This is a genomic window from Stieleria mannarensis, assembly GCF_014154935.1.
GTDB classification, from domain to species: domain Bacteria; phylum Planctomycetota; class Planctomycetia; order Pirellulales; family Pirellulaceae; genus Stieleria; species Stieleria mannarensis.
In genome coordinates this window covers 74621-94502 of the sequence record NZ_JACEHH010000011.1, presented here as the reverse complement: position 1 = coordinate 94502, position 19882 = coordinate 74621, and the positions used below count along the sequence as shown (strand labels likewise).

The following is a 19882-nucleotide window of genomic DNA, read 5'->3' as shown; positions in this document are numbered from 1 at the left end:
ACCGCTGTCATGAATTCTGGTATCGTTCCAACCGCAGAACCGAACTTAGACCCAACTGCAGCGTGCAGCGAATTGCACGACTGCACCGATCCGTTGCTGATCGGTGTGCGGCATCACAGCGCGATGCTTGCCCGCGCGATGCCGACCCTGTTGGACCGGTTCGCGCCTGATGTGATCTTGATCGAGTTGCCGTCGGACCTTGCCGACTGGCTGCCGTACATCGCTGATCCGCAAACACAAGCTCCGGTCGCGATTTCTGCGGTCGATCCCGATGGCGGCATGATGTTTTATCCGCTGGCCGATTTCTCTCCCGAGTTCACGGCGATCCGCTGGGCACATGCCAACGGTGTTCCCGTGCGCGCTTGTGACCTGTCGGTTTCTGCGAAAGCCAAGTCGGGCGAGCAAGGCGCGGTTCGACCGATCCAACGGGCGGTTCATCCGGTTGAGCAGTCAACGAGTGTCTTGTCGCGATTGCAACGCCGGGTCGGCGCGGCGGATGTCGGCGACTTGTGGCAACGTTTGGTGGAATCGCCCGGTTGCGATGCGGATGCGGAGATCATTCGCCGCGCGGCGTTGACGTTCGGCTGGGCGGTTCGCGCGGATGAGCGAGATCCGTCGCCGCGCGATCTGCTTCGCGAAGCGGCCATGCGCCACGCGATCCGGCAAAGCGACGGGAAAACGGTGGCGATCGTCGGTGCCTTTCATGCGCCGGCGTTATTACCGCGTGTCGTCGACGAGTGCGACGAACCAGATCAAACGGCCCTCGCCACGATCCAGTCCGATCCGTCGTCGGTCGGTGTTTCGCTGATCCCCTATTCCTTCGAACAACTGGATGAACGCAGCGGCTATCCGGCCGGGATCTTGGATCCCGTCTGGCACCAACAGATGGTGCAAGCGAGATCCAATGCCCAGATGGAAGACGCGGCCGTTCAGCTTGCCACCGGAGTGTGCCGACGGCTGCGTGAATTTGGACACGTCGCCGGGACGCCCGATGCCGCCGAAGCGTTACGGTTGATGCGTGATTTGGCGCGGTTACGGGGATTGGCCGTTGCCGGACGCGGTGAGTTCGTCGAAGCATTGCAAACCTGTTTGGTCCAAGGCGACGTGACGGGGCGTGGTCGCGCCGTCTCGGCGGCCGCCGGTGACGTTTTGATCGGAGACCGACGGGGCGTCGTCACACCGGCCGCGCCGCGTTGCGGCCTGGCGGTTTCGATCGATCAACTGCTGCAACAGCTCGGATTGCCGGGACGCGACTCGGCGGTCAAATCAAAGCCCCGCCCCACCCGGGGGCGTTCTCAAACGTCGCGTTCGGACAACGAAAAAGAGCTTCGGCTGGACGTCCTCCGCAGCCCCAAAGATCGCGCCCGTGCGGTCGTGCTGCGGCGGATGGTTGCCGCGGGAATCCCCTATGCCGAGCGAGTCGACACGGTGGCGCAGGGAAACCGCGAGAATTTGACCGAACGATGGCGGGTCGAGTGGCAACAGACGACCGCCGCGACGATCGAAAGTGTTTCCCGATTCGGTGTCACGCTCGATCAGGTGACCGAGGAAGTCATACGCCGGGCCGGCCGCCGCGCCGGTCCCGATGGAAATGCCAGCCCGGATGGAGACAACGAAGCGTCGCCCGCGAGAATCTTGCACCAGTTGCAGATGGCCAGTGAGTGTGGGTTGCAAACGTTGACGACGCAGGCACTGTGCAAGTTGGACCAGACCTTCTGTCAGACCGCCGGGATTTCCGAACTGATCGACGCGGTCACGTTGATGGTGCGGATTGCGGCGGCGCATCTACCGGGTCTGCCGCTGGATCCAGACGACGCCGCGCCGCCGATCGTTCCGGTGTATCGGTTGCCCGACTCGATGACTTCGCCGGATCAATTGTTGCGTGCCTGCTTGGATCGTCTGGAAGGCTTGCGTGGCAGTTCGGCGATCGCTGACGTCGTGTCCCTGGCGGATTTGATTCAGTGGTTCAGCGGAGATCTGCACGCGCTGGTTCGAAAGGATGATTCGCGGCAGGGCGATGCGGACGATCACGCGACAACTTTGATAACGTGGTGCAAACGAACGCTGCGCCGGGGCAGCGATCGCATGCGCGGTGCCGCCGCCGGTGCGCTGTGCATGCTCGATCAGATGGATGCGGCGAGGTTGGGACAGCTATTGATCGGATGGCTGGACGCCGCGGTCGATCGCGACGGACGGGCGCGATTGCGCGACGGGCTGTCGGGGGCCGTGCAACTGTTGCTCTCGCCGATGCAGAACGACCCGCTGTGGCTGGATGGCTTTCAGTCCGGTTTGGTCAGTCTGTCGGACGCGGAATTCTTGTCGCGTTTACCGGCCTTACGCGGCGCCGTTGAGCCATTTTCGCCGGCCGATCGTCAGCGTCTGCTGGAGCTGCGGTTACAAGGACTGGATCAACGTGGATCATCCATCGATCAAGCTTCTTGGGAAGAGGGCGGCGATGGTGACGCGGTGACCCTGCACGTCGCTCGGCTGCGACACGCCGATCTGACCGCGGCCGCTGCGATCGCGGATGCGTTTCCCGGCGTCGATCGTTTCCTGCATCACACCGCCACGGAGGTGACGCAGCAACCCGGTGCCGACGTGGCCCCTTCCGACGATCCGCCGGGCGGAAAGGTGCGCGACGACGTGGTGACCAATGAGATCACCACGGCCGATCGTTGGCGAATGATTTTTGGGCTGCCGCCGGAAAGCCGATCACGAAGTGCGATGGTCGCCGCCAAGTCGTTGGACCAGTTGTTCGGCAAGGGACGCGGCGAGGGGGCTCGCGGTGATCTGCAATCGCGACGTGGCAGCGGCGGCCAGGAGGCGCCTCAGCCGACGACCGCCCAGTGGGCCGAGGACCTGGAGGCATTGTTCGGCGGTGACGTCTGCCAGGAAGTGCTCGGGCAAGCCGCCGCCGCAGGCGATGCCAACGTCGTCGGACACCTGGATGTCGAATTGGTCACGCCGTCGGTGGATCTGTTGCAGCAAGTCCTTTCGCTGGCCGGTGCGATGCCGGAATCGCGGCTGGCCAAGCTGCGTCGGCTGGCCAAAAAGATCACCGACGACTTGGCACGGGAGTTGGCCGTGCGGCTGCAAACCGCACTCAGCGGTCTTTCGACGCCGCGACCGACGCGACGACGGTCGCGACGGTTGAACCTATCGCGGACCATCCGAGCCAACTTGGCCAACGGACGCCGCCGACCCGACGGCCGCCCGACGATCGTCGCCGATCAATTGATCTTCAATGCGCCTGCCCGTCGAGAATTGGATTGGCACGTGACGTTTGTCGTCGACGTTTCGGGGTCAATGTCCGCTTCGGTCGTCTATAGCGCCCTGGTCGCCGCGATCTTCGATGCGTTGCCCGCGTTGTCGGTGCGGTTTCTTGCCTTCAGCACCGAGCTGATCGATTTAAGCGACCAGGTCGATGACCCGCTGGCGCTGTTGTTGGAGGTCGATGTCGGCGGCGGGACCGATATCGGGCTCGGGCTGCGTGGAGCCCGCGCGGGCATTAAAGTGCCATCGCGTTCGATCGTCGTCTTGGTCACCGATTTTGAAGAAGGCGTCTCGATTCCCGCAATGCTGGCCGAAGTGCGGGCGCTGGTCGATTCGGGCGTGCGTTGCATCGGGTTGGCGTCGCTGGATGATTCCGGCCAGGCGCGGTTCCACCACGGATTGGCACAGTTGATGGCGTCGGCGGGAATGTCGGTCGCCGCGGTCAGTCCCGAAAAATTGGCTCAGTGGGTCGGGGATCAGATTCGTGGCAACGCCGGCGGAGGGTCGATCGATGGATAACCCCGATCGACCAGAGATTTGCCGGCAAGTGCGGATTTGCGCCGAGTTGATCGCGCAATTGATCGACCAGGCGCCTGCGCGTGTTCGCAAACGATTGGACAAGGATCCGGCGATCGCGCATGGGTGGACTTGGTCCGCCCAGTCGACCGGCATCGCGATCCGGGCCGGTGAAGAAACGGTACGGCTGGACTTCGACGCCGATTCGAAACTTGTCGGCCAGATGGAACAGCTCACGTGTTCCTGTCTGCTGTCGCCCAAGTGTTTTCACTTGCTGGCGTGTGCCAGTTGCCTGACGATCCAGACCGAGCCGGCTGGGGCGGGAACGCCGATCGACGTTGCGGACGCACCGGATGCGGAAGAGACCGGCGGAACATTGGTCGACGTCACCGATGCGATGCGTGATGCCGCCGGTCGCGGTCTCGCTGCGATCGAAGGGATGCTCGGCAGTGGCGCCCGGCGCTGCGGTGTCGTGTTGCAGTCGTCGCTGCTGCGTGCCGCTCATCAATGCCGCGCCGCCGGATTGATTGATTTGTCTGCCGCCTTATTGAGTGTCGTTGAAGGTGTCATTCGATTGCGGGCACAATCCGGCAACGCGGACGCCGCGCAGTTGCAAAGCGACTTGGCACGCGCGATCGTCATTGCACAACGTGTGCTTGACCGGCCCTCGGTTGAGATCGAAACGATCGGCCAAGTGCGGCGATCATTCCAGCCGGTCGCGATCTCGCGGTTGGTCAGTCTGTTGGCCGAACCGATCGTGACGCGGTCGGGTTACGCGGGGGTTTGCGTGTCGCTGTTGGCTGACGACGACCGGATCTATCAGGTCAGTGACGTGCGCCCGGGCGAAGCCGAGTTGGCGTTGCAGGCCTATCGCGGTGGTTTGGAATTGGGCGGCACGACGGTTTCCGCGTTCGAGCTGTGCCGGTCCGGCGTGGACGTTCAAAACATGACCGCGTCGCCGGATCAACGGCTCGGTCGTGGATCGAAAACGCGCTGGGCGATACGAAAGCAAACCGGCGATTCGCCGCAGGATTCGCCGCTCTGGAAATTGCGTTTCGGTCAGCCACTTGCCGATCAGGTGGACCGGGCTTTCGCGGTGCAAGAATCGTCAGGGACGGTCCCCGCGGCGGACAACGCCTTGGTCGTGTTTCGCTGCCAAGTGCTCGGGCCGCACGGTGACGCGGTTTTGGTGCGGGCCGATGACATCGAGCGACCGTTGATGCTGCGGATCGCGTTGGACACCGACCAGGTTCCGTTTCGGGAGAATTTGACCTTGCTTGCCCGCAGCCCCGGGCTGGAGTTGCTGGTCACCGGACGCGTCCGTCGGCATCACGCCGGTTCGATCGACGCGTTGGCGGTTCGGACCTCGGGGCGTGTCGATGATGCAAGCGAAGGCCCGCGTCTGGAGTTGCCGGAATCCTGGCAGAACGTATGCCAACTGGGACTGGATCGATTGGAGCGTCACTTTTTTTCGGATACCGATCCGGACGAGGAGACGAGTGAGCGACTTGCCGGTGACCGTCCGGGCAATCGTACGGAATCTCGCGTCGAGGGCGTTCCGGGGCTTGCACGACAGCAACTGGCGCTGGTCCTGGGTGGTCGCGGCAGCGTGGCGTCGCCCGGCTCCGGCGGACACCGCCGGATGATCCGAACGTTGAAGCAGCAATTGTTGCCGACCGCGGTACGGCTGGCCGATGCATTGGCGACCGTGGCGGTTGCGCCGAAAGGGGCAGGGGCCGTTTCTGGACCGATTGACGCTCGCCCCGGTTTGTGCGAGTTGTTAGCGGCGACTGATCGTTATCAAGCGGTGTTTCGCGGGGAGTACCACCGGCAGGCTTGGCGGGATTGGTTGTCGTGAGGGTGGGTGGGGGAACGGCAGAATGATGGAGGCAAAACGATCTCGATGAGCATGTTGAGAGCCTAAAGGGGACGAGCCTAAAGGGGACGGGGGTTGAATGACACGGGCTTAGTGAGCCGACGGCGCTAGCCGCGGGCCTTGGATTGCCCTTCGCGACCTGTAAGGCCCGCGGCTAGCGCCTGCGGCTCAGTTTGTGATCGAAACGCCCGTCCCCTTTTTGGCGACAGTCGCGGGACCTGCCGTCCGTGGCCGAGGGAGCCGACGAAGCGGCCGCCGCTGACCGAGACCTGGCCGCGGCAGGTGACGACTTCGGGGCGGCCGCTGATTTCAAAGCCTTCGAATCCGTCGTAGTCGGTGTCCATCGTGTGAGTCGCCGCGGAGATGGTGCCGCGATACTGGGGATCCCAAATCACCAAGTCGGCGTCACACCCCGGTTGGATGCTGCCTTTGCGAGGGAACATCCCGAACTGCTTTGCCGCGGCGGTGGACAGCAGTTCGACAAAGCGATGCAGGTCGATGCGGCCGGTTGCGACGCCGTGGGTGTACAGCAGCGTGGGGCGATGTTCGACCGAAGGGATACCATTGGGGATTTTGGTGAAGTCGGATTCGGGCGGCTTGCCCATCTCTTTTTGGCGGGCAAAGTCGAAGGGCGCGTGGTCGGTGGCCACGGTGGAAATGAATCCAGCCTGGATCGCATTCCAAAGGTAGGCCTGGTGGCGGGAATCGCGAATCGGCGGGCTCATGACATACTTTGCGCCTTCGAAGTCCGGACGCTCGGCATAGGTCTTGTCCAGCACCAGGTACGGGATCACGGTTTCGATGGCGACGTCGACACCTTGCGTTTGAAATTTCAGCGCGGCTTCGACGGCGTCGCGACAGGAGGTGTGGACGATGTAGCCGGACGCACCGGTCATTTTCAGAAACGAACAGAAGTGATGCACGCCTTCGGCTTCGACCGTCACCGGTCGCGACGGTTCGTGGAATTCCGGCCCGACCTTGCCCGCGGCGACCAGGGCGGCCTGGAGCTGGGCGACCAAGTCGGCGTTTTCGCAATGGGCCGTGACCACGGCGCCCAACTCCTTTGCCAGACGACAGGTTTCGAAAAGCTCTTCGTCACTGACGCCAAACGCGCCCTTGTAGGCCAGGAACACTTTGAACGACGTGATGCCATCGTCAACGATCCGGCGCAGCAGCGGCGCCGTGGTTTCGTCAAATCGAGTGACACCCATGTGGAACGAAAAATCGCACGCGGAAATCCCCTCGGCCTTGCTCTTCCACAACTGATACGCCTGCCAAGGGTCATCCTCGCGTGCCGGACAGCACATTTCGATCAGCGTCGTCGTGCCGCCGACCAAGGCGGCGCGGCTGCCGGAGTCATACGTGTCCTTGGCATAGGTTCCCATGAAGGGCAAATAGATATGCACGTGGGGGTCGATGAACCCCGGAAACACATACTTGCCCTTGGCGTCAATCAGCTGGACGTCCCCGACGTCGGCCGGATCGATCCGCGGAGCGATGCGGTCAATCGTTTCGCCCGTGACCAAGATGTCAGCGACGTAACGCTGATCGGGAGTGATGATCGTGCCGTTTTGGATCAGAAGTGCCATCGTCGCAAAGGTTGGTCATTGGGGGGAACACCGGGCGAAAACGAATCCGTCGATTCGCTTCGATCAGTGTACCCGCCCGAGCGACCAGCAGAAGCGTTGGTGTTCAGGCTTTAGCCGCCCGCTGTTGCTGCGATTGCAGCGACCGGGAATCGCCTAAAGGCTAGACACCAACGGTTGCTGAATCCATTGGGCAGCCAACGGCGTGCGACAGCCCTGGAAGGGCCATCCCGTTTCGAAGGCGCTAACTTGCGACGTCTTCGACGCTCGAATCCTCGTCCTCCTCTTCGGCGGCTTGCTCTTCGGCCAGCGCCATCCGACGTCGGGCGTCTCGAAGCAGCACGTAGCCTTCTTGTCCGAACACGCCGGCGAGGACCAGGAACGCGCCGACCAAACCGAATTTGATGGTCGCTGACCAGGTGACAAAAATGAACGCGGCGATCCCCATGGTGGCGAAGCCGAGGGCCAGTCCCAATTTGAAAGCAGCTTTCATTTGGGTGTCGCGGGCCTGGAGGCGGATGCTGCGTGCGACCGCGTTGCGTGCCGACTGGTTGGCCAGTTCACGCATCGCCGACAGGTTGCGTGACAATTCGGGGGCTTGAGAACGCGGCACCAGCGGGACCGAGTCGGCGATCGTCGGCTCTGGCGGTGACAGTTCGTCCGTTTCCATTTCGACGCTGTCCGTGTCGACGGCGACGGAATCGTTTTGATTCGTCTCGTCGACCGGGACGCTTGGCGTGGTCGGAGCCGAGTCTGGTTTGGGCGGGCCGTCGCCCTGGACACGTTGCAACAAGCGGCTCATGTAGGCTTCGATCGAATCATCTTCGGGCGCGGCGTCGGCCGCGATCACGGTGTCGTTTTCGCCGACCATCGCGGTTTGCGAGATCTGGTCTTGCGGATGATCGGCGGTGTCGCTCGCAATCGCTTCGGTGTGCTCGGGCGTTTCGCATTGCTCGGGCGACTCGAAATTCCAGGCTTCGGATTCCTGCCCGGAATCGTCGCCGGAGAATTCGATTTCACTGTCCATGACGAAGGTCGCTTGATGGCCGTCATCGCCGGCGCCGTCATCACCCGCCCCGTCGGCTGATGCCTCGACCGGCTCGTCGTCGCGCTGCTCGTCATCGCTCTGCTCGGCCGGCGATGATTCGGCGTCGGTTTGTTCATCGCCCCACTGTTCGGCCGATGTCTGCGGATCGAGTTGCGGTGTTTGATCGTCTTCGTCGTCGCCGGCCAGGTCGCGGATCAGCATGGCTGCCAAACTGCCGGCGGGCGGATCAGACGCCTCGGCATCCACATCAGATGCTCCGCCGGAAAGGTCTTCGGAGACCGGTTGCTGGTATGCTTGCCAATTGTTTGTCGCTTCCTCGTCCAAACTCAATGGCTCGTTGGACTCCAGTGGTTGATCGGCCGCTTGCTCGGACGGGCCGTCCCACTGCATCGTCGATTCGTACTCTTCCGCCTCGCCGTCTTGATCGTCCCCGGCGGCTTCCGCTTCGGTCGCCCAGCCTTGCGGCTCGGGATCGTCCGCTTGCAGTGCGGCCGGGGCGTACGCGTCCACTTCATCGGACACGTTTTCGGGCTCGGTTTCGGTGCTCGCGCTGACTTCCTCATCGGGCGTGTTGACTTCGCCACCGGGCATGTAGGCGGACCAGTCCAACGGAGTTTCCGAATCGGGCTCGGTTGCGAGTTCGAGTTCGGTTTCCGGATCGGACTCGGCGGACGGGTCCGGATCTGCGACCGAGTCGTCTTCGGGGGCGGGCCACAGCGATTCTGATTGCGGCGATTGGTAATCGGAGATGGCTTGCTCGACGTTGTGTTCAATATCGTCGATGGCGTCGCCGACGGCCTGCTCCGGCGGCTCCTCGTGCCAGGACACGCCCTGGTCGGTTTGCGCGTCCTCGGCGGATGGTTCCGGAGAGGAATCTGCCGACGTCATGGCGTCGTCCAGATGGATGCCCTGTTCGACCGATTGCTCGGATTCCAGTCGCCAGCGGTTGTCACCCGATTGGACGAATTGTTCCGTGGTCGTGCTGGGGTTGTCCGCGGTTTGGCAGTCCGCGGTTTGATAATCGGCGGCTTCGCCGGCATCTTGGGAGACAGCGTCGCTGGCGGGTTGCGCGGCGGAGACCGTTTGATGCTCGCCGGTCGGTTCCAGGCCGGCGTCTTGGACGATTTCTTCGACGCGGGCCTGGGCGGCTTGTTGTGCCGAGGCGATTTCGTCACGCAGCTGTTCGATTTCTTGACGCAGGACCGACTCGCTTTCCTGGCGTTCGGATTCCATTCGGGAAACGGTTTCGGCGTGCGTTTCCCGCAGCTGCTCGATTTCCTGGCGAGCCGATTCGAGTTCTTGTTCCAGGATCCGGAACTGCTCGGAATCGATCGCCGACGTTTGGCTCGTCTCGATGTCGCCCTCGGAGACCTGAGCCAATTCGTGCGAGAGGGCTTCGTTGGCGGATTGCAACTGGCCCAGTTCGACGTTGGCGGCGGCCAGCTGGATCGATAGATCTTCGATCGTCTGACGCAGCTGATCGGATTCTTGGGTCCAGGATTCTTGTTGGGCGTGTTGGTTGTTTTGCGTCTGATCGACCAGCAATTCCAGTTGCCGGATCGACGCGTTGGCCCCTTCTTGGTCGATCCGCAACTGCGACGCTTCTTGGGTCGCCTCGGTGACGCTCTCCTGCAGTTGGGTGATTTGACGGCGCAGGTCATCGGCAACCGCTTCGGCATCGATGCGGGCGGCTTCGGCGGTTTGACGAGCCGCTTCGGCCTGATCGCGGGCCTGTTCGGCTTCCACGCGGGCCCCGTCGGCCGAGGCATGCTTGCGATGCAGCTCGGCGATTTCCTCGTCCGTTGCCCGCTCGCTGTCTTCGCGATTCTCTTGGATCTTGGCCAGTCGCTCTTCCAGTTCCGCGATCTGTTTTTCCTGATAGGCCTGATCTTCCTCGGCTTCCCGACGCGACTGCCGGGCTTCTTCGCGCGTCGCTTGAAGTTGTTGGCTGGTCGACTGTAGCTTTTCGCTCAGCGCCTGTTGGCACTGCTGACTTTCTTGGCGGATGCGAGCCAGTTCGTCGCGTGTCGATTGCAGATCCGCCGAGACGCGTTGGAGTTCACTCTCGGCCGCTTCGCGTTTGACCTCATTCTCGGCGGCGGCATCGATCGCCTGATCACGTGCCGACTCCAATTGCTCGCGCAGCCGTTCGTGTTCTTCTTGTTCGCGTTTTTCGCGGGCTTGCAACTCACTGTGCCGCTCGCGGAGTTCGGTCAACTGCTCGCTGAGGGTGGAGAACTCTTCACGCATCCGGCCGACGGCGTCGCTGGCCGATTGTGCCTGCTGCTGAGTCTGTTCCAGCTTTCGCTGGGCTTCGGCGGCGTGTTCTGCATATTGCTCTTCTCGTTGCTGCCATTCCGCTTGGCGACGTTCCAGTTCGGCCTGACGTTCACGCAACAGCTCGCTCTTTTGCTGCAGCTCGGCCTCTTTTTCCTTGAGCGCCTCGCTGGTCTCGCTTTCCCGCTCGCGAAGCGATTTCAATTCGTCTTGTGTCGCCGCATAGGTCGCTTGGATTTCACGGACCGCCGCTTCTTGGGCGAGCAGATGGTTTTCGCGATGCTGCAACGATTCGGCGCGAGTCCACAATTCCGTCTCGCGGCCATGCAATTCCGATTCGCGTTGATCACAACGGCTCTCGCGGACTTCACACTCGGCGTGTCGCGCATGCCATTGTTGGCTCAATTCGGTCAACCGCTTGCGGAGGAACGACTCTCGCGCTTCGGTGACCGGGTGTCGCGACGACGACGTCAAACGTGATGAGGCTTGGGAAAACGATGCAGCGGTCTCCGGTACCGCCAGCAACTCGAATCGATAATGCCCCATGCGAATGATATCGCCCAGCCGTAGTTCCGATTCGGTGACGCGATTGCCGTTGCATTCCAGCGGCACCGAATAGGCACGCATCAAAATGCGGTGTGCGTCGCGGAGCAGAACCGCGTGCATCGGGCGAAGCGATTCGTCATCCAGTCGGATCGAACACCCTTCGCCGCTGCCGAACGTGTAACGGTTGCCGGTCAGCCGCAGTCGGCGGACCGGGGCGCCGGGCCGAATCACGCGGAATTCCAAAGCCGCACCGTCGGCCGCTGCCTCGCCGGGCCGTCCCCCAACCGCTCGATTGCCGAGTGAGGCACTGGCTTGCAGCGGCACACTCTCGCTGAGCGTTTGCGGAATGATCGCGATCGGAGAGGACTCGCCGTCACGTAGGTGTCCCGCCGACGCCACGGTTTGGACCTCGGGGTGCGGGGGGGACAGATCGTTGGGGCTCGATTGGCCGTCGTTGTGGTCGTTCGTCACAACACGTTCCTTGCGTCTTTGCTTGCAAAATTGCCTGGATGGGGTCGTTGCCGACAGACAAGACCGTTTTCTGAGTTTCGGACAGACCCATCGCCCGGGTGAAGCAAAATGGCGCGATCGGCACGGTTTCGGCTACCAATGGTCTGTTCAGTGGTTCTAAAGGGGGGTGCGGTAGCCCCGGTTCAAACTGTCTTGTCACCGGGTCGGATTTGGAGCAGGGGAAATCGAACGAAACCCGCAAAAACGGAGGATCGCACGCCCTTGGGGTGCCGCAAGGGAAAATTCGGTAGCTTTCAAGGGTGACTTTGTGGACTTTGTCCCTACTATTTCAGCGTTGCGGTTGCCGCCTCGGGTTTGATTGGTAAGCGAATTGCAGAACTCAACTCCGGCGGGGCCCGTACGACTGACAGGCATACATAGGGAATGAGGTGATCTGATGGCAAGAAAAGACTCAATTGAGAAATTGCGAGCGACCCTGCTGAAACGACGCGACGCATTGATCCGGTCAGCCATCGGCGACCTCAATCTGCTGCAGGGCAAACCGTCCAAAACCGGTGACGTGCTGGACGCGGTGGCCGATACGGTCCAAGCGGAACTCAATAGCCAGTTGTTGGAGGTCGAGAGCCGGGAGCTGGCGGCGATCGATGCAGCGATCGAGCGATTAGACGAAGGCAAGTACGGAGATTGTGAGAGTTGCCAAAAACCGATCCCGCTGACGCGTCTGCGAGCAGTACCGTACGCGCGAGAGTGTATCAGTTGTCACCGTCTTACCGAAAAACGCAAATCGCACCCGGCGGCGATGATGAGTCGAGTGTTTAATTCCTACCAAGCTGACACGGCTTGACCGTAGCGGTTGTGCCTATTGTCAGTCGCATTTGCGGCCGAGACGGTTCGAGTGACGTCGAATCATTCGGCCGTTTTTTGATGCGCCGGCGATGACGATTCTGACTTCTCGCCGGACGAGGGCTAGCGAGGGCGACAGACGAAAAGTTCCTTGCCGCAAAACGACGATGCGTACAATGCGACGCCTCCCCGTCGAACCTCCCTCTCCCTGTTGAAGCTTTTCCGATGGTCGACCTCTCCCAACCCAGCGGACGCACACGATGTCGTGTGCGCAACTCTCGACGACTTGCGATCTCACTGACCGGCGCCGCACTGGCTTGGTTGTGTTCGACGCATTCGATCCTGCCCCGAGCCGCGGCTCAGCAGAGTTATTCCGGACCGAGCCGTTACGCGTCGCCGCAAGGGGCGTCGGCGACCGCGTCGGTCGAAAGCAATGCCAAGCCCTCGTTGACCGCGCCCGCCCCGATTCGTTCGTTGCGTCCTTCACTGGATCCTTCGCCGTCCAGTGTTTCGTCGGCCGGCGTACCGTCGGCCAGCGTCGGGTCGCTCCCCACCGCTCAATCGATCCAGGCACGGCGTGAAGCGTTGTTTCGCGAACTGGCCGATGAATTCAACGCGTTCGATCGGCTAGGGAATCTGGTTCGCAAGGTTTCTCAGCTTGTCAAACCGAGTGTCATCCATATCGAAGCCCACAAATCGGAAACCAAGGGCGGGCAATATGAATCGTATGACGAAGCCGGCAGCGGCGTGGTGATCAACACGGCCGACGGGTTGTGGGTGTTGACCAATCGACACGTGATTCTGGGATCGCAACCGTCGGAGATTTTGCTCCGCAGCGCCGACGGTCGTCAGTACCACCCCTCGCGAATTCTTTCGGACGAAAGCACCGACGTGGCCGTGATGAAGGTTCCCGACCTGCGACTGCCCCCGGCGCGAACCGGCGACAGCAACCAGGTCAACATCGGCGACTTCACGATCGCCATCGGCAGCCCCTTCGGTTTAAGCCATTCGGTCACCTTCGGGATTCTCAGTGCCAAGGGGCGACGTGATCTTTCGCTCGGGGATCAGAAGATCGACTTGCAGGACTTCTTTCAAACCGACGCCGCGATCAACCCCGGCAACAGCGGCGGCCCGCTGCTGAATCTGCGTGGGGAAGTGATCGGGCTCAACACCGCGATCGCCAGCAGCAGCGGCGGCAGCGAAGGGATCGGGTTTGCCATCCCGATCAACATGGCCGTCCAAGTGGCCGACGAACTGATCCGTCACGGACGACTGCGTCGCGGTTATCTGGGGGTGACGCTGGAACCGGATTTCACCGTTTCCGATCTCGGCCCCCTGCAAGCGGTCGCCAACGGCGGTGCGAAGGTCAAAGGTGTCCGCCGTGGTTCGCCGGCGGCAAAAGCGAATCTGCAGCGTGGCGATATCATCGTCGAATTCAACGGCAGCCAGGTCGACAACGACGATCACTTGGTCGCCCAAGTCGGGTTGACCCCGATCGGTTCGGTCGTCCCGATGATCATCTATCGCGACGGCAAACGTTATCGAACGGAAGTCGAGCTGACCGACGTCAATTGAGGCCGTCGCGCCACCCTCTCCAGTACGACCGCCCTTCCGGGCTGCCGCGCGAGGCACTTCGACGGCCTGGAAGGACCCTCGTCCAGGCGGCATGAAAAGGGGACGGGGGTCGATTGTGCGAAGCAGCCGGAGGGCCGTGGCGACTGTCCAGCTAGTCCGCCACGCGGCTGATCACGACCCGCCATGCATTGGCCGCGCGCGTCCTCGCCGCCGCCGATGCGTTCAAGTCGAACCTTGGTCCGGGACCGTAGAACGACCGCAACAAGTAGTTCGCGGTCGCGCGGGCCGCCGGCTCGGGGGCTTGCAACAAACGCAGCAACTGGTCGCGCTGGGTCGCATTGAGACGACGACCGGACCACAGGTTGACGAACAGCAATCGGACCGTCGCGAACGTTCGGGCGTTGTTTCCACCGACTTGCAAACGACGCCAGATCTGGCGATGCCGTGGGTCGGTCGGTCCGACGGTCCGCAGGTGTTGCAGCGCCGCTTCGCGGATCAACGGATCGGGCGACCCGATCAGCCGCAACAAATGATCGCCGCTGGACGCGACCAGCCAGGCCCGCAAGGTCGCCGCGGCATCACCCCGCACCGATCCCGAGGCGAGTGTCTGCATCAGTGTCGCCGGCACATTCGGGCTTTCACTCAATTGGGCCAAAACGTTTCGCCCGACTTCGATTCGGTCCACGCGTTCTCGCGTCCATCGCGGCAACCGCTCGGGCGCATCATCGATCCGCTCCACCGCCAGCAAGGGGCCCTGAAGTTTCAGACGCGAATCGGCAAACGATTGCGCGTTGACGTTGACGGGCCCGCCCGTCACATCGACTTGCATGCCGCCAAGTGTTTTCTGGACAACGATTTCACCGCCACGCGGCGTCAGTTGCCCAGACGCCTGTGGTTGGGCGATCCCTTCCAACGCGACGCTGTTGGCAAGGCTGCGGCCGAGTCGAATGATGTGATGCTGGTCGATCCCCAACAACGCGATCGAACCGTGCAACAGGTGGATCGTGCCGGCGGGGGTCAGTTCCAGTTGGGTATCGGCGGCGATCACCAACTCGCCGCCCCCTTGCAGCGTGGCCGTCGCTCGACACAGCGGAAGTGTCTGCAAGGTCATCGCCCGACCGGAACCGTCACCGGCCAATTCGAATTCGCTGCCGACGGCGACGCTTGCCGGGCCGGATTGGCTGGCCGACGAACGCTCGCCGCGCGGCGCGACATCGCTGCGAAGCAACAAGCCGTCGATCTGGTTCCAGCGGGCGACCAGTTTCGCAGTCCGGCGGGGAGCAGTCGGCGGTGATCGGTCGCGGAGTGGTTCCGGCGGATCGGCGGCGCCCTCGGAGGTGGATTCGATGGCGATCATCGGGGCGTCGCGATCATCGTCTGGCGGCAGCGCGGCAACCTTCGATGGCGGCGTGTCGATTTCAGTTGGCACAGCAATCGGGGGGGTGGCGGGCGTTTCCGGCGACTCACTCGAATCAACGTCCGGGATTTCTGCCAGCAAGGAATCCGGTTCGCTGACTGGATCGGTCGCCAGAGGGTGGCTCTCGATCAGGCGATCCTCCTTCAGGGTTTCGGTGCCGTGACGTTCTTCGGCGACCGGGTCATCATCGGGAACCCGCTCCGAACGCGCCCACCAACCGACCGTAATCAACAGTGCGGCGGCCGTCGCGATCAAGGCGACCGTGATTCCTTTGCGTGGCGTCGCGGGCGGCGGCGTACTTGTTTGCACCAACGGTGTCGCCGCGGCGGGCTCGGGTTGCGGCCGCGGTTGGGGCGAACCTTGGGGGTGTTGTAATGCGATCAGACGGGAACGCAACTCCGACGGGAGTTCCCCGGGCGCGGAGGTCGGCCGGCTCCGCAGCTCGCGCTGACTTCGCAGTGCTTGCCGGCTCCGCAGCTCGCGCTGACTTCGCAGTGCCGCAACGATTTCCATCATCAGCCCCGGATCGGTCGCGGCGGCTTCGGTGATCGCGTGTTGTTTTTGCGGGTCGTCCAGGGTGCCATCGACGTACGCGGCGACGTCGTTGAGCGGGATCGTGACCGCGTTCATGGCGTCGCTCTTCGGTTCGGGCGTTTGGCGCGACAGTTCACGCATGAGTTCTCGGACGACGCGGCCGGTGATGTCCCGGTGTTGTTGCGGAGTGTCCTCGGCGACGGTTGTTTGATCGGGATCATGGGCCATCCCGGAGGCAGGACCGGACGAGGAGGCGATCCGATCCAGTCGATGCCGGACGAGCCGCAACAGCGATTCGCGGTCGTGGGGTTTATTGGGTTTCATCGTCGATCCATTTCCGGAGTTTCTCTTCGGCGCGTCGGAGCGTCGTGCCGATCGACCCGATCGGAATGTCGAATCGGTGGCTGATTTCTGCGTACGTTTGTTCCTCCCGGTAAAATGCGACCACCAGTTGTTTTTGTCTTGGCGACAAACGATCGACCAAGGTCAGCAGCCGATCGCGTTCCTCTTTGCCGATCAGCATCGATTCTGGATCGACGGCCGAGGGGCATCGATTGAGATCGTCCAACGAATCACTTTGTTGATGCGCCTGCCGCACCAATTTTGCCATCATGCGTCTGGCGACGCGGGTGGCGATCACGGCCAGGTAGGTCGCCAGGCTGCTCTGGTTGCGAAAGCAGCGGAGTGCGGCGGCATCGCGGGCCAAAAGCGACGCAAACACTTCGGCGGTGACGTCGTCGATCGTTGACCAATCGCTCTGAGAATCGAACGCGGCGGCGACGTCCGCCACTCGGCTGCGCACAAGTGCCCCGTATCGATCGATCAATTGTGCCCACGCATCCGGGCAGCCGCCCAACAGGTCGTCGATCAACCTGGCATCCACGACCGAAAGCTCCGACGACGCGGCGTCGCCGGAGCCATTGCGGGGCCGTGTTGGGAGGCGTTGTGGCTCGATCGTTTCGGGTGTCCCATTTGATGTAGCTACGTCTGCACCGCGATTCACGGTATTCGTGTGAATCGCGGCGCTGTCCAGCTAGTTTAGATGCTCGCGGTGCTTAAATCTCCCGATTCGGTGGAATCGCCGCGATCGCGACGTAGGATGCGGTCGATGTCATCGACGAACAATTCATCCAATCGATCGGCAAAGATGACATCCACCTCGCCGTCACGGGCACGGATCACGTCCGCCCCCAAGCCGCCGCGCAGATCGTCGGTTCCCGCACCCCCGACCAATTCGTCCGCGCCGCGATCGCCGCGGATGCGATCGTTGCCGCCCCCGCCGTGCAGGAAGTCGCTGCCGACGCCGCCGCGGATCCGATCGTTTCCGTGGCCGGCGAACACCATGTCGTTGCCACGCCCGCCGTGGATGATGTCATTGCCGCGGTTGACGTCCGAGTTGGCGCGGGCGTATTCCAGCGGATCGGTCTCGCCGTCGGGCAAGGAGTTGGTCGCGTCACCAAAGATCCAATCGTCACCGCCGCCGCCACGCAGGATGTCGTTCCCCGCTCCGCCGATGATGTAGTCGACCGAGGCGCCACCGAAGATTCGGTCGTTGCCGGCACCGCCGAACAACACATTGACTCCCTTACCGCCACGGATCCGGTCGCGGCCGTCGCCACCTTCGATCAAGGTCGGTCCGCTGCCGGCGGCCAAGTGGTCGTTGCCATCGCCGCCAAAAATCTGGGTCGGGATTTCAACCCGGCGAGACACCCGAACGGCGTCATTGCCGGGGCCGGCAAAGATTTTCATCAAGCTGATGTTCGCTGCGGGGAAATCCGTAGTGCGGCCGTCGATCGAGACCCGCAGCCGTTCACCGCTGCGGCTTTGCGACACCCAGATGCGGTTGTTTTCCGCGGTGCCTTCGATGACCAACAATCCGTCGGGGGCCAGATCAACCGCAGCGGCCATCACGCGACGGGTTTCCAGGGTCTCGGCCCGCAGTCGACGCGGGGTGTGAGAACGACGAGCAGAAGTTTTTCGAGATGTCACAGCAGCGTCCCATTCGAACCGGAAACAAAAGATGAAAGCCGACACGTTCGGCCTCAAGTGCTTCGTTAGTGACATCGTGACGGGCGGCGCTTACAGCGATTTTTGAAAAAGTATCACGGAATCCGCCGTTGCACGACATCCTTTCCAGGTCCTCGGGCAAAGCCCCACGGGCGACGGCCCGGAAGGGCCATCGCAGGCGGGGAAACGGGCCGCCCCTGCAATCGGCTTGCATCGCAGCGAAGGGATTTCCTAGAAGAACCACGCCATTGCCCGAATCAACCAACCAGCGACGCGGATCCCCAATGCACCTTCGGCAACGTTTCGACAAAATCAACCTCGTCGTCTGGGCGACCGTCCTGGTCTGCTGTGCCGGATGCCGCGTCCTGTCGCCGACGCCGATCAAAGTCGACAAACAATACGTCGCCCCGGCGTTGTTAAGCGACACCGGCCCGCAAGTCGAAATTGGGCGTCCGAACAAACTTCTCGACGGTGCCGGTAACGTGATCGGAATCCCCAGCAAACTATTGCTCTGGGACCGCCGGGTCGATCGCCACAAGATCTCTGAAGACACGTTGTTAACACTGACCCAATACTTGGAATACAACAACTTGGCGCACGTCAAAGTCCGCGCCAATCAATATGATCCGCTGGACGAATGGCGACGTTTGCGCAAGAACACGTCGATCGCCGCGCCGATACGCTACACGCTGGGGACGCTGGCCGTCGCCGGGGAGACGCTGTTGCCGGGACGCCTCTTTGGCGGCGACCATTTCAATCCCTATACCCAAACGATCCACCTTTACAGTGACGTCCCGGCGATCGCATTGCACGAAGCGGGGCACGCCAAGGATTTCACGCGTCGTGAGTACCAAGGGCTGTACTCGATCGCCTACGCCTTTGTCCCCATCTGGCACGAAACTTTGGCCACCGAAGATACGTTTTCGTACTTGCAAACCGTTGGTGACTCACAGCAGATCGCCGAAGCCAATCGGATCTTGTACCCGGCCTATGGCACCTACATCGGCGACACGGTCGGCAATTTCGCCCCCGGCGCGGCCCTGCCGATTTACCTGGGCAGCGTGGCTCTGGGGCACGTCAACGGACGTATGCTCAACCGACTCGACGACCAGCAACTCGCCGCAAATTCCGCGGACTCCGATTCGGAAGTGACCGTCGCGCTCGTTTCGTCCGAGCAAGAGGTTGCGGCCGCCAAAGCCTCTCGGTGATCGGCATCGGCTCAGTTTGATGCTGTGTGTTATCGAAATGACGTCACCGTCATTACCGCAGGGAATCGCACCGGCCGGGCGTCCCCGCGGGTTTCGCAGCGTGTTTCACGGTGTTTGCTGCAATTCGTGGCCGCCAAACCCCGCCTTGGTACGTCGGATGCATCTGTTATGGGGTCAAACCCGAACGGCACGGGCACGTTCCGTTCGAAAACAGACCCTTTTTCGCTCCTTGATGGAGATACGACGTATGTCACGTTTCATGAGATGGGCAAGCGTTCCAGCGCTTGCATTTGGTTTGCTGTTGATGCCCGGCGGAAACGAAGCCGAGGCTGGGGGATTCAGTATCCGGATCGGCAATTATGGCTATGGATACGGCAACTACGGAGCGTACCGAAGTCTCCGGCCTTCGTATGGTCCGTCGATCTACTACGGGCGGTCGTTTCGTCCCACGTACAACTATCATCGTTCGTACCGCGGATACCATCCGTCACGGCCACATTACGACTATCACCCGCCGTCCTTGGTCCCGCACGGAAATCACTTTGATTACGTTCCGGGCCACTACGATTTCCACTACCGCGGCCACGGGCGACATGGACATCATGGAAAACACGGGCACCACAAGCACCACTAAGCCCTGTCGGCGCCAAGAAGAATTCATCCGCCCTGGCAGCGAGGGGAGGGTCGATCGGCGGTGTTCGAGTT

11 protein-coding genes are annotated in these 19882 nt (G+C 62.2%); 6 read left to right on the top strand and 5 right to left on the bottom strand.

Features of this window, described 5'->3' with window-relative positions:
* Nucleotides 1-9: 9 nt before the first annotated feature.
* Entirely contained in the window at nt 10-3792 is a 3783-nt protein-coding gene (locus H1B37_RS09710) for a DUF5682 family protein (protein ID WP_182866449.1), read from the top strand.
* Nucleotides 3785-5647, top strand: a complete 1863-nt coding sequence (locus H1B37_RS09705; RefSeq protein ID WP_182866448.1) for a hypothetical protein — start codon at nt 3785-3787, stop codon at nt 5645-5647. Before H1B37_RS09710 ends, H1B37_RS09705 begins: the two co-directional genes overlap by 8 nt.
* Before the next feature lie 125 nt (nt 5648-5772).
* Here the strand turns inward: H1B37_RS09705 and hydA are convergent, their stop codons facing one another.
* Both hydA and H1B37_RS09695 read right to left on the bottom strand, forming a co-directional pair.
* Nucleotides 5773-7254, bottom strand: a complete 1482-nt coding sequence (gene hydA / locus H1B37_RS09700; protein WP_182866447.1) for a dihydropyrimidinase — start codon at nt 7252-7254, stop codon at nt 5773-5775.
* A gap of 241 nt (nt 7255-7495) precedes the next feature.
* Complete coding sequence (locus tag H1B37_RS09695) at nt 7496-11593, bottom strand: FHA domain-containing protein (RefSeq protein WP_182866446.1); 4098 nt, start codon at nt 11591-11593, stop codon at nt 7496-7498.
* A 436-nt stretch (nt 11594-12029) separates the two neighbouring features.
* Between H1B37_RS09695 and H1B37_RS09690 the strand changes: the two genes are divergently transcribed.
* Complete coding sequence (locus H1B37_RS09690; protein ID WP_182866445.1) at nt 12030-12437, top strand: TraR/DksA family transcriptional regulator; 408 nt, start codon at nt 12030-12032, stop codon at nt 12435-12437.
* A gap of 266 nt (nt 12438-12703) precedes the next feature.
* Complete coding sequence (locus tag H1B37_RS09685; RefSeq protein ID WP_353620813.1) at nt 12704-14011, top strand: S1C family serine protease; 1308 nt, start codon at nt 12704-12706, stop codon at nt 14009-14011.
* Nucleotides 14012-14162: 151 nt separating this feature from the next.
* Here the strand turns inward: H1B37_RS09685 and H1B37_RS09680 are convergent, their stop codons facing one another.
* The 3 genes from H1B37_RS09680 to H1B37_RS09670 form a co-directional block, all read right to left on the bottom strand.
* Nucleotides 14163-16286, bottom strand: coding sequence for a hypothetical protein (locus tag H1B37_RS09680; RefSeq protein WP_182866443.1), 2124 nt, complete (start codon nt 16284-16286; stop codon nt 14163-14165).
* Nucleotides 16273-16845 carry an RNA polymerase sigma factor gene (locus tag H1B37_RS09675; protein ID WP_182866442.1) on the bottom strand — a complete coding sequence of 191 codons (573 nt, stop codon included), beginning with the start codon at nt 16843-16845 and terminating at the stop codon, nt 16273-16275. The genes H1B37_RS09680 and H1B37_RS09675 overlap by 14 nt, the downstream gene beginning before the upstream one ends.
* Nucleotides 16846-17000: 155 nt before the next feature.
* The gene (locus H1B37_RS09670) at nt 17001-17870 is read right to left on the bottom strand and encodes a calcium-binding protein (protein WP_286177576.1); all 870 of its coding nucleotides are present in this window, start codon (nt 17868-17870) and stop codon (nt 17001-17003) included.
* 383 nt (nt 17871-18253) lie between these two features.
* Between H1B37_RS09670 and H1B37_RS09665 the strand changes: the two genes are divergently transcribed.
* Nucleotides 18254-19177 (top strand): hypothetical protein, encoded by a 924-nt coding sequence (locus H1B37_RS09665; protein WP_182866440.1) that lies wholly within the window; start codon nt 18254-18256, stop codon nt 19175-19177.
* A 247-nt stretch (nt 19178-19424) separates the two neighbouring features.
* Nucleotides 19425-19811: a hypothetical protein gene (locus tag H1B37_RS09660; protein ID WP_182866439.1), complete on the top strand. Its 387-nt coding sequence runs from the start codon at nt 19425-19427 to the stop codon at nt 19809-19811.
* Nucleotides 19812-19882: the final 71 nt, after the last annotated feature.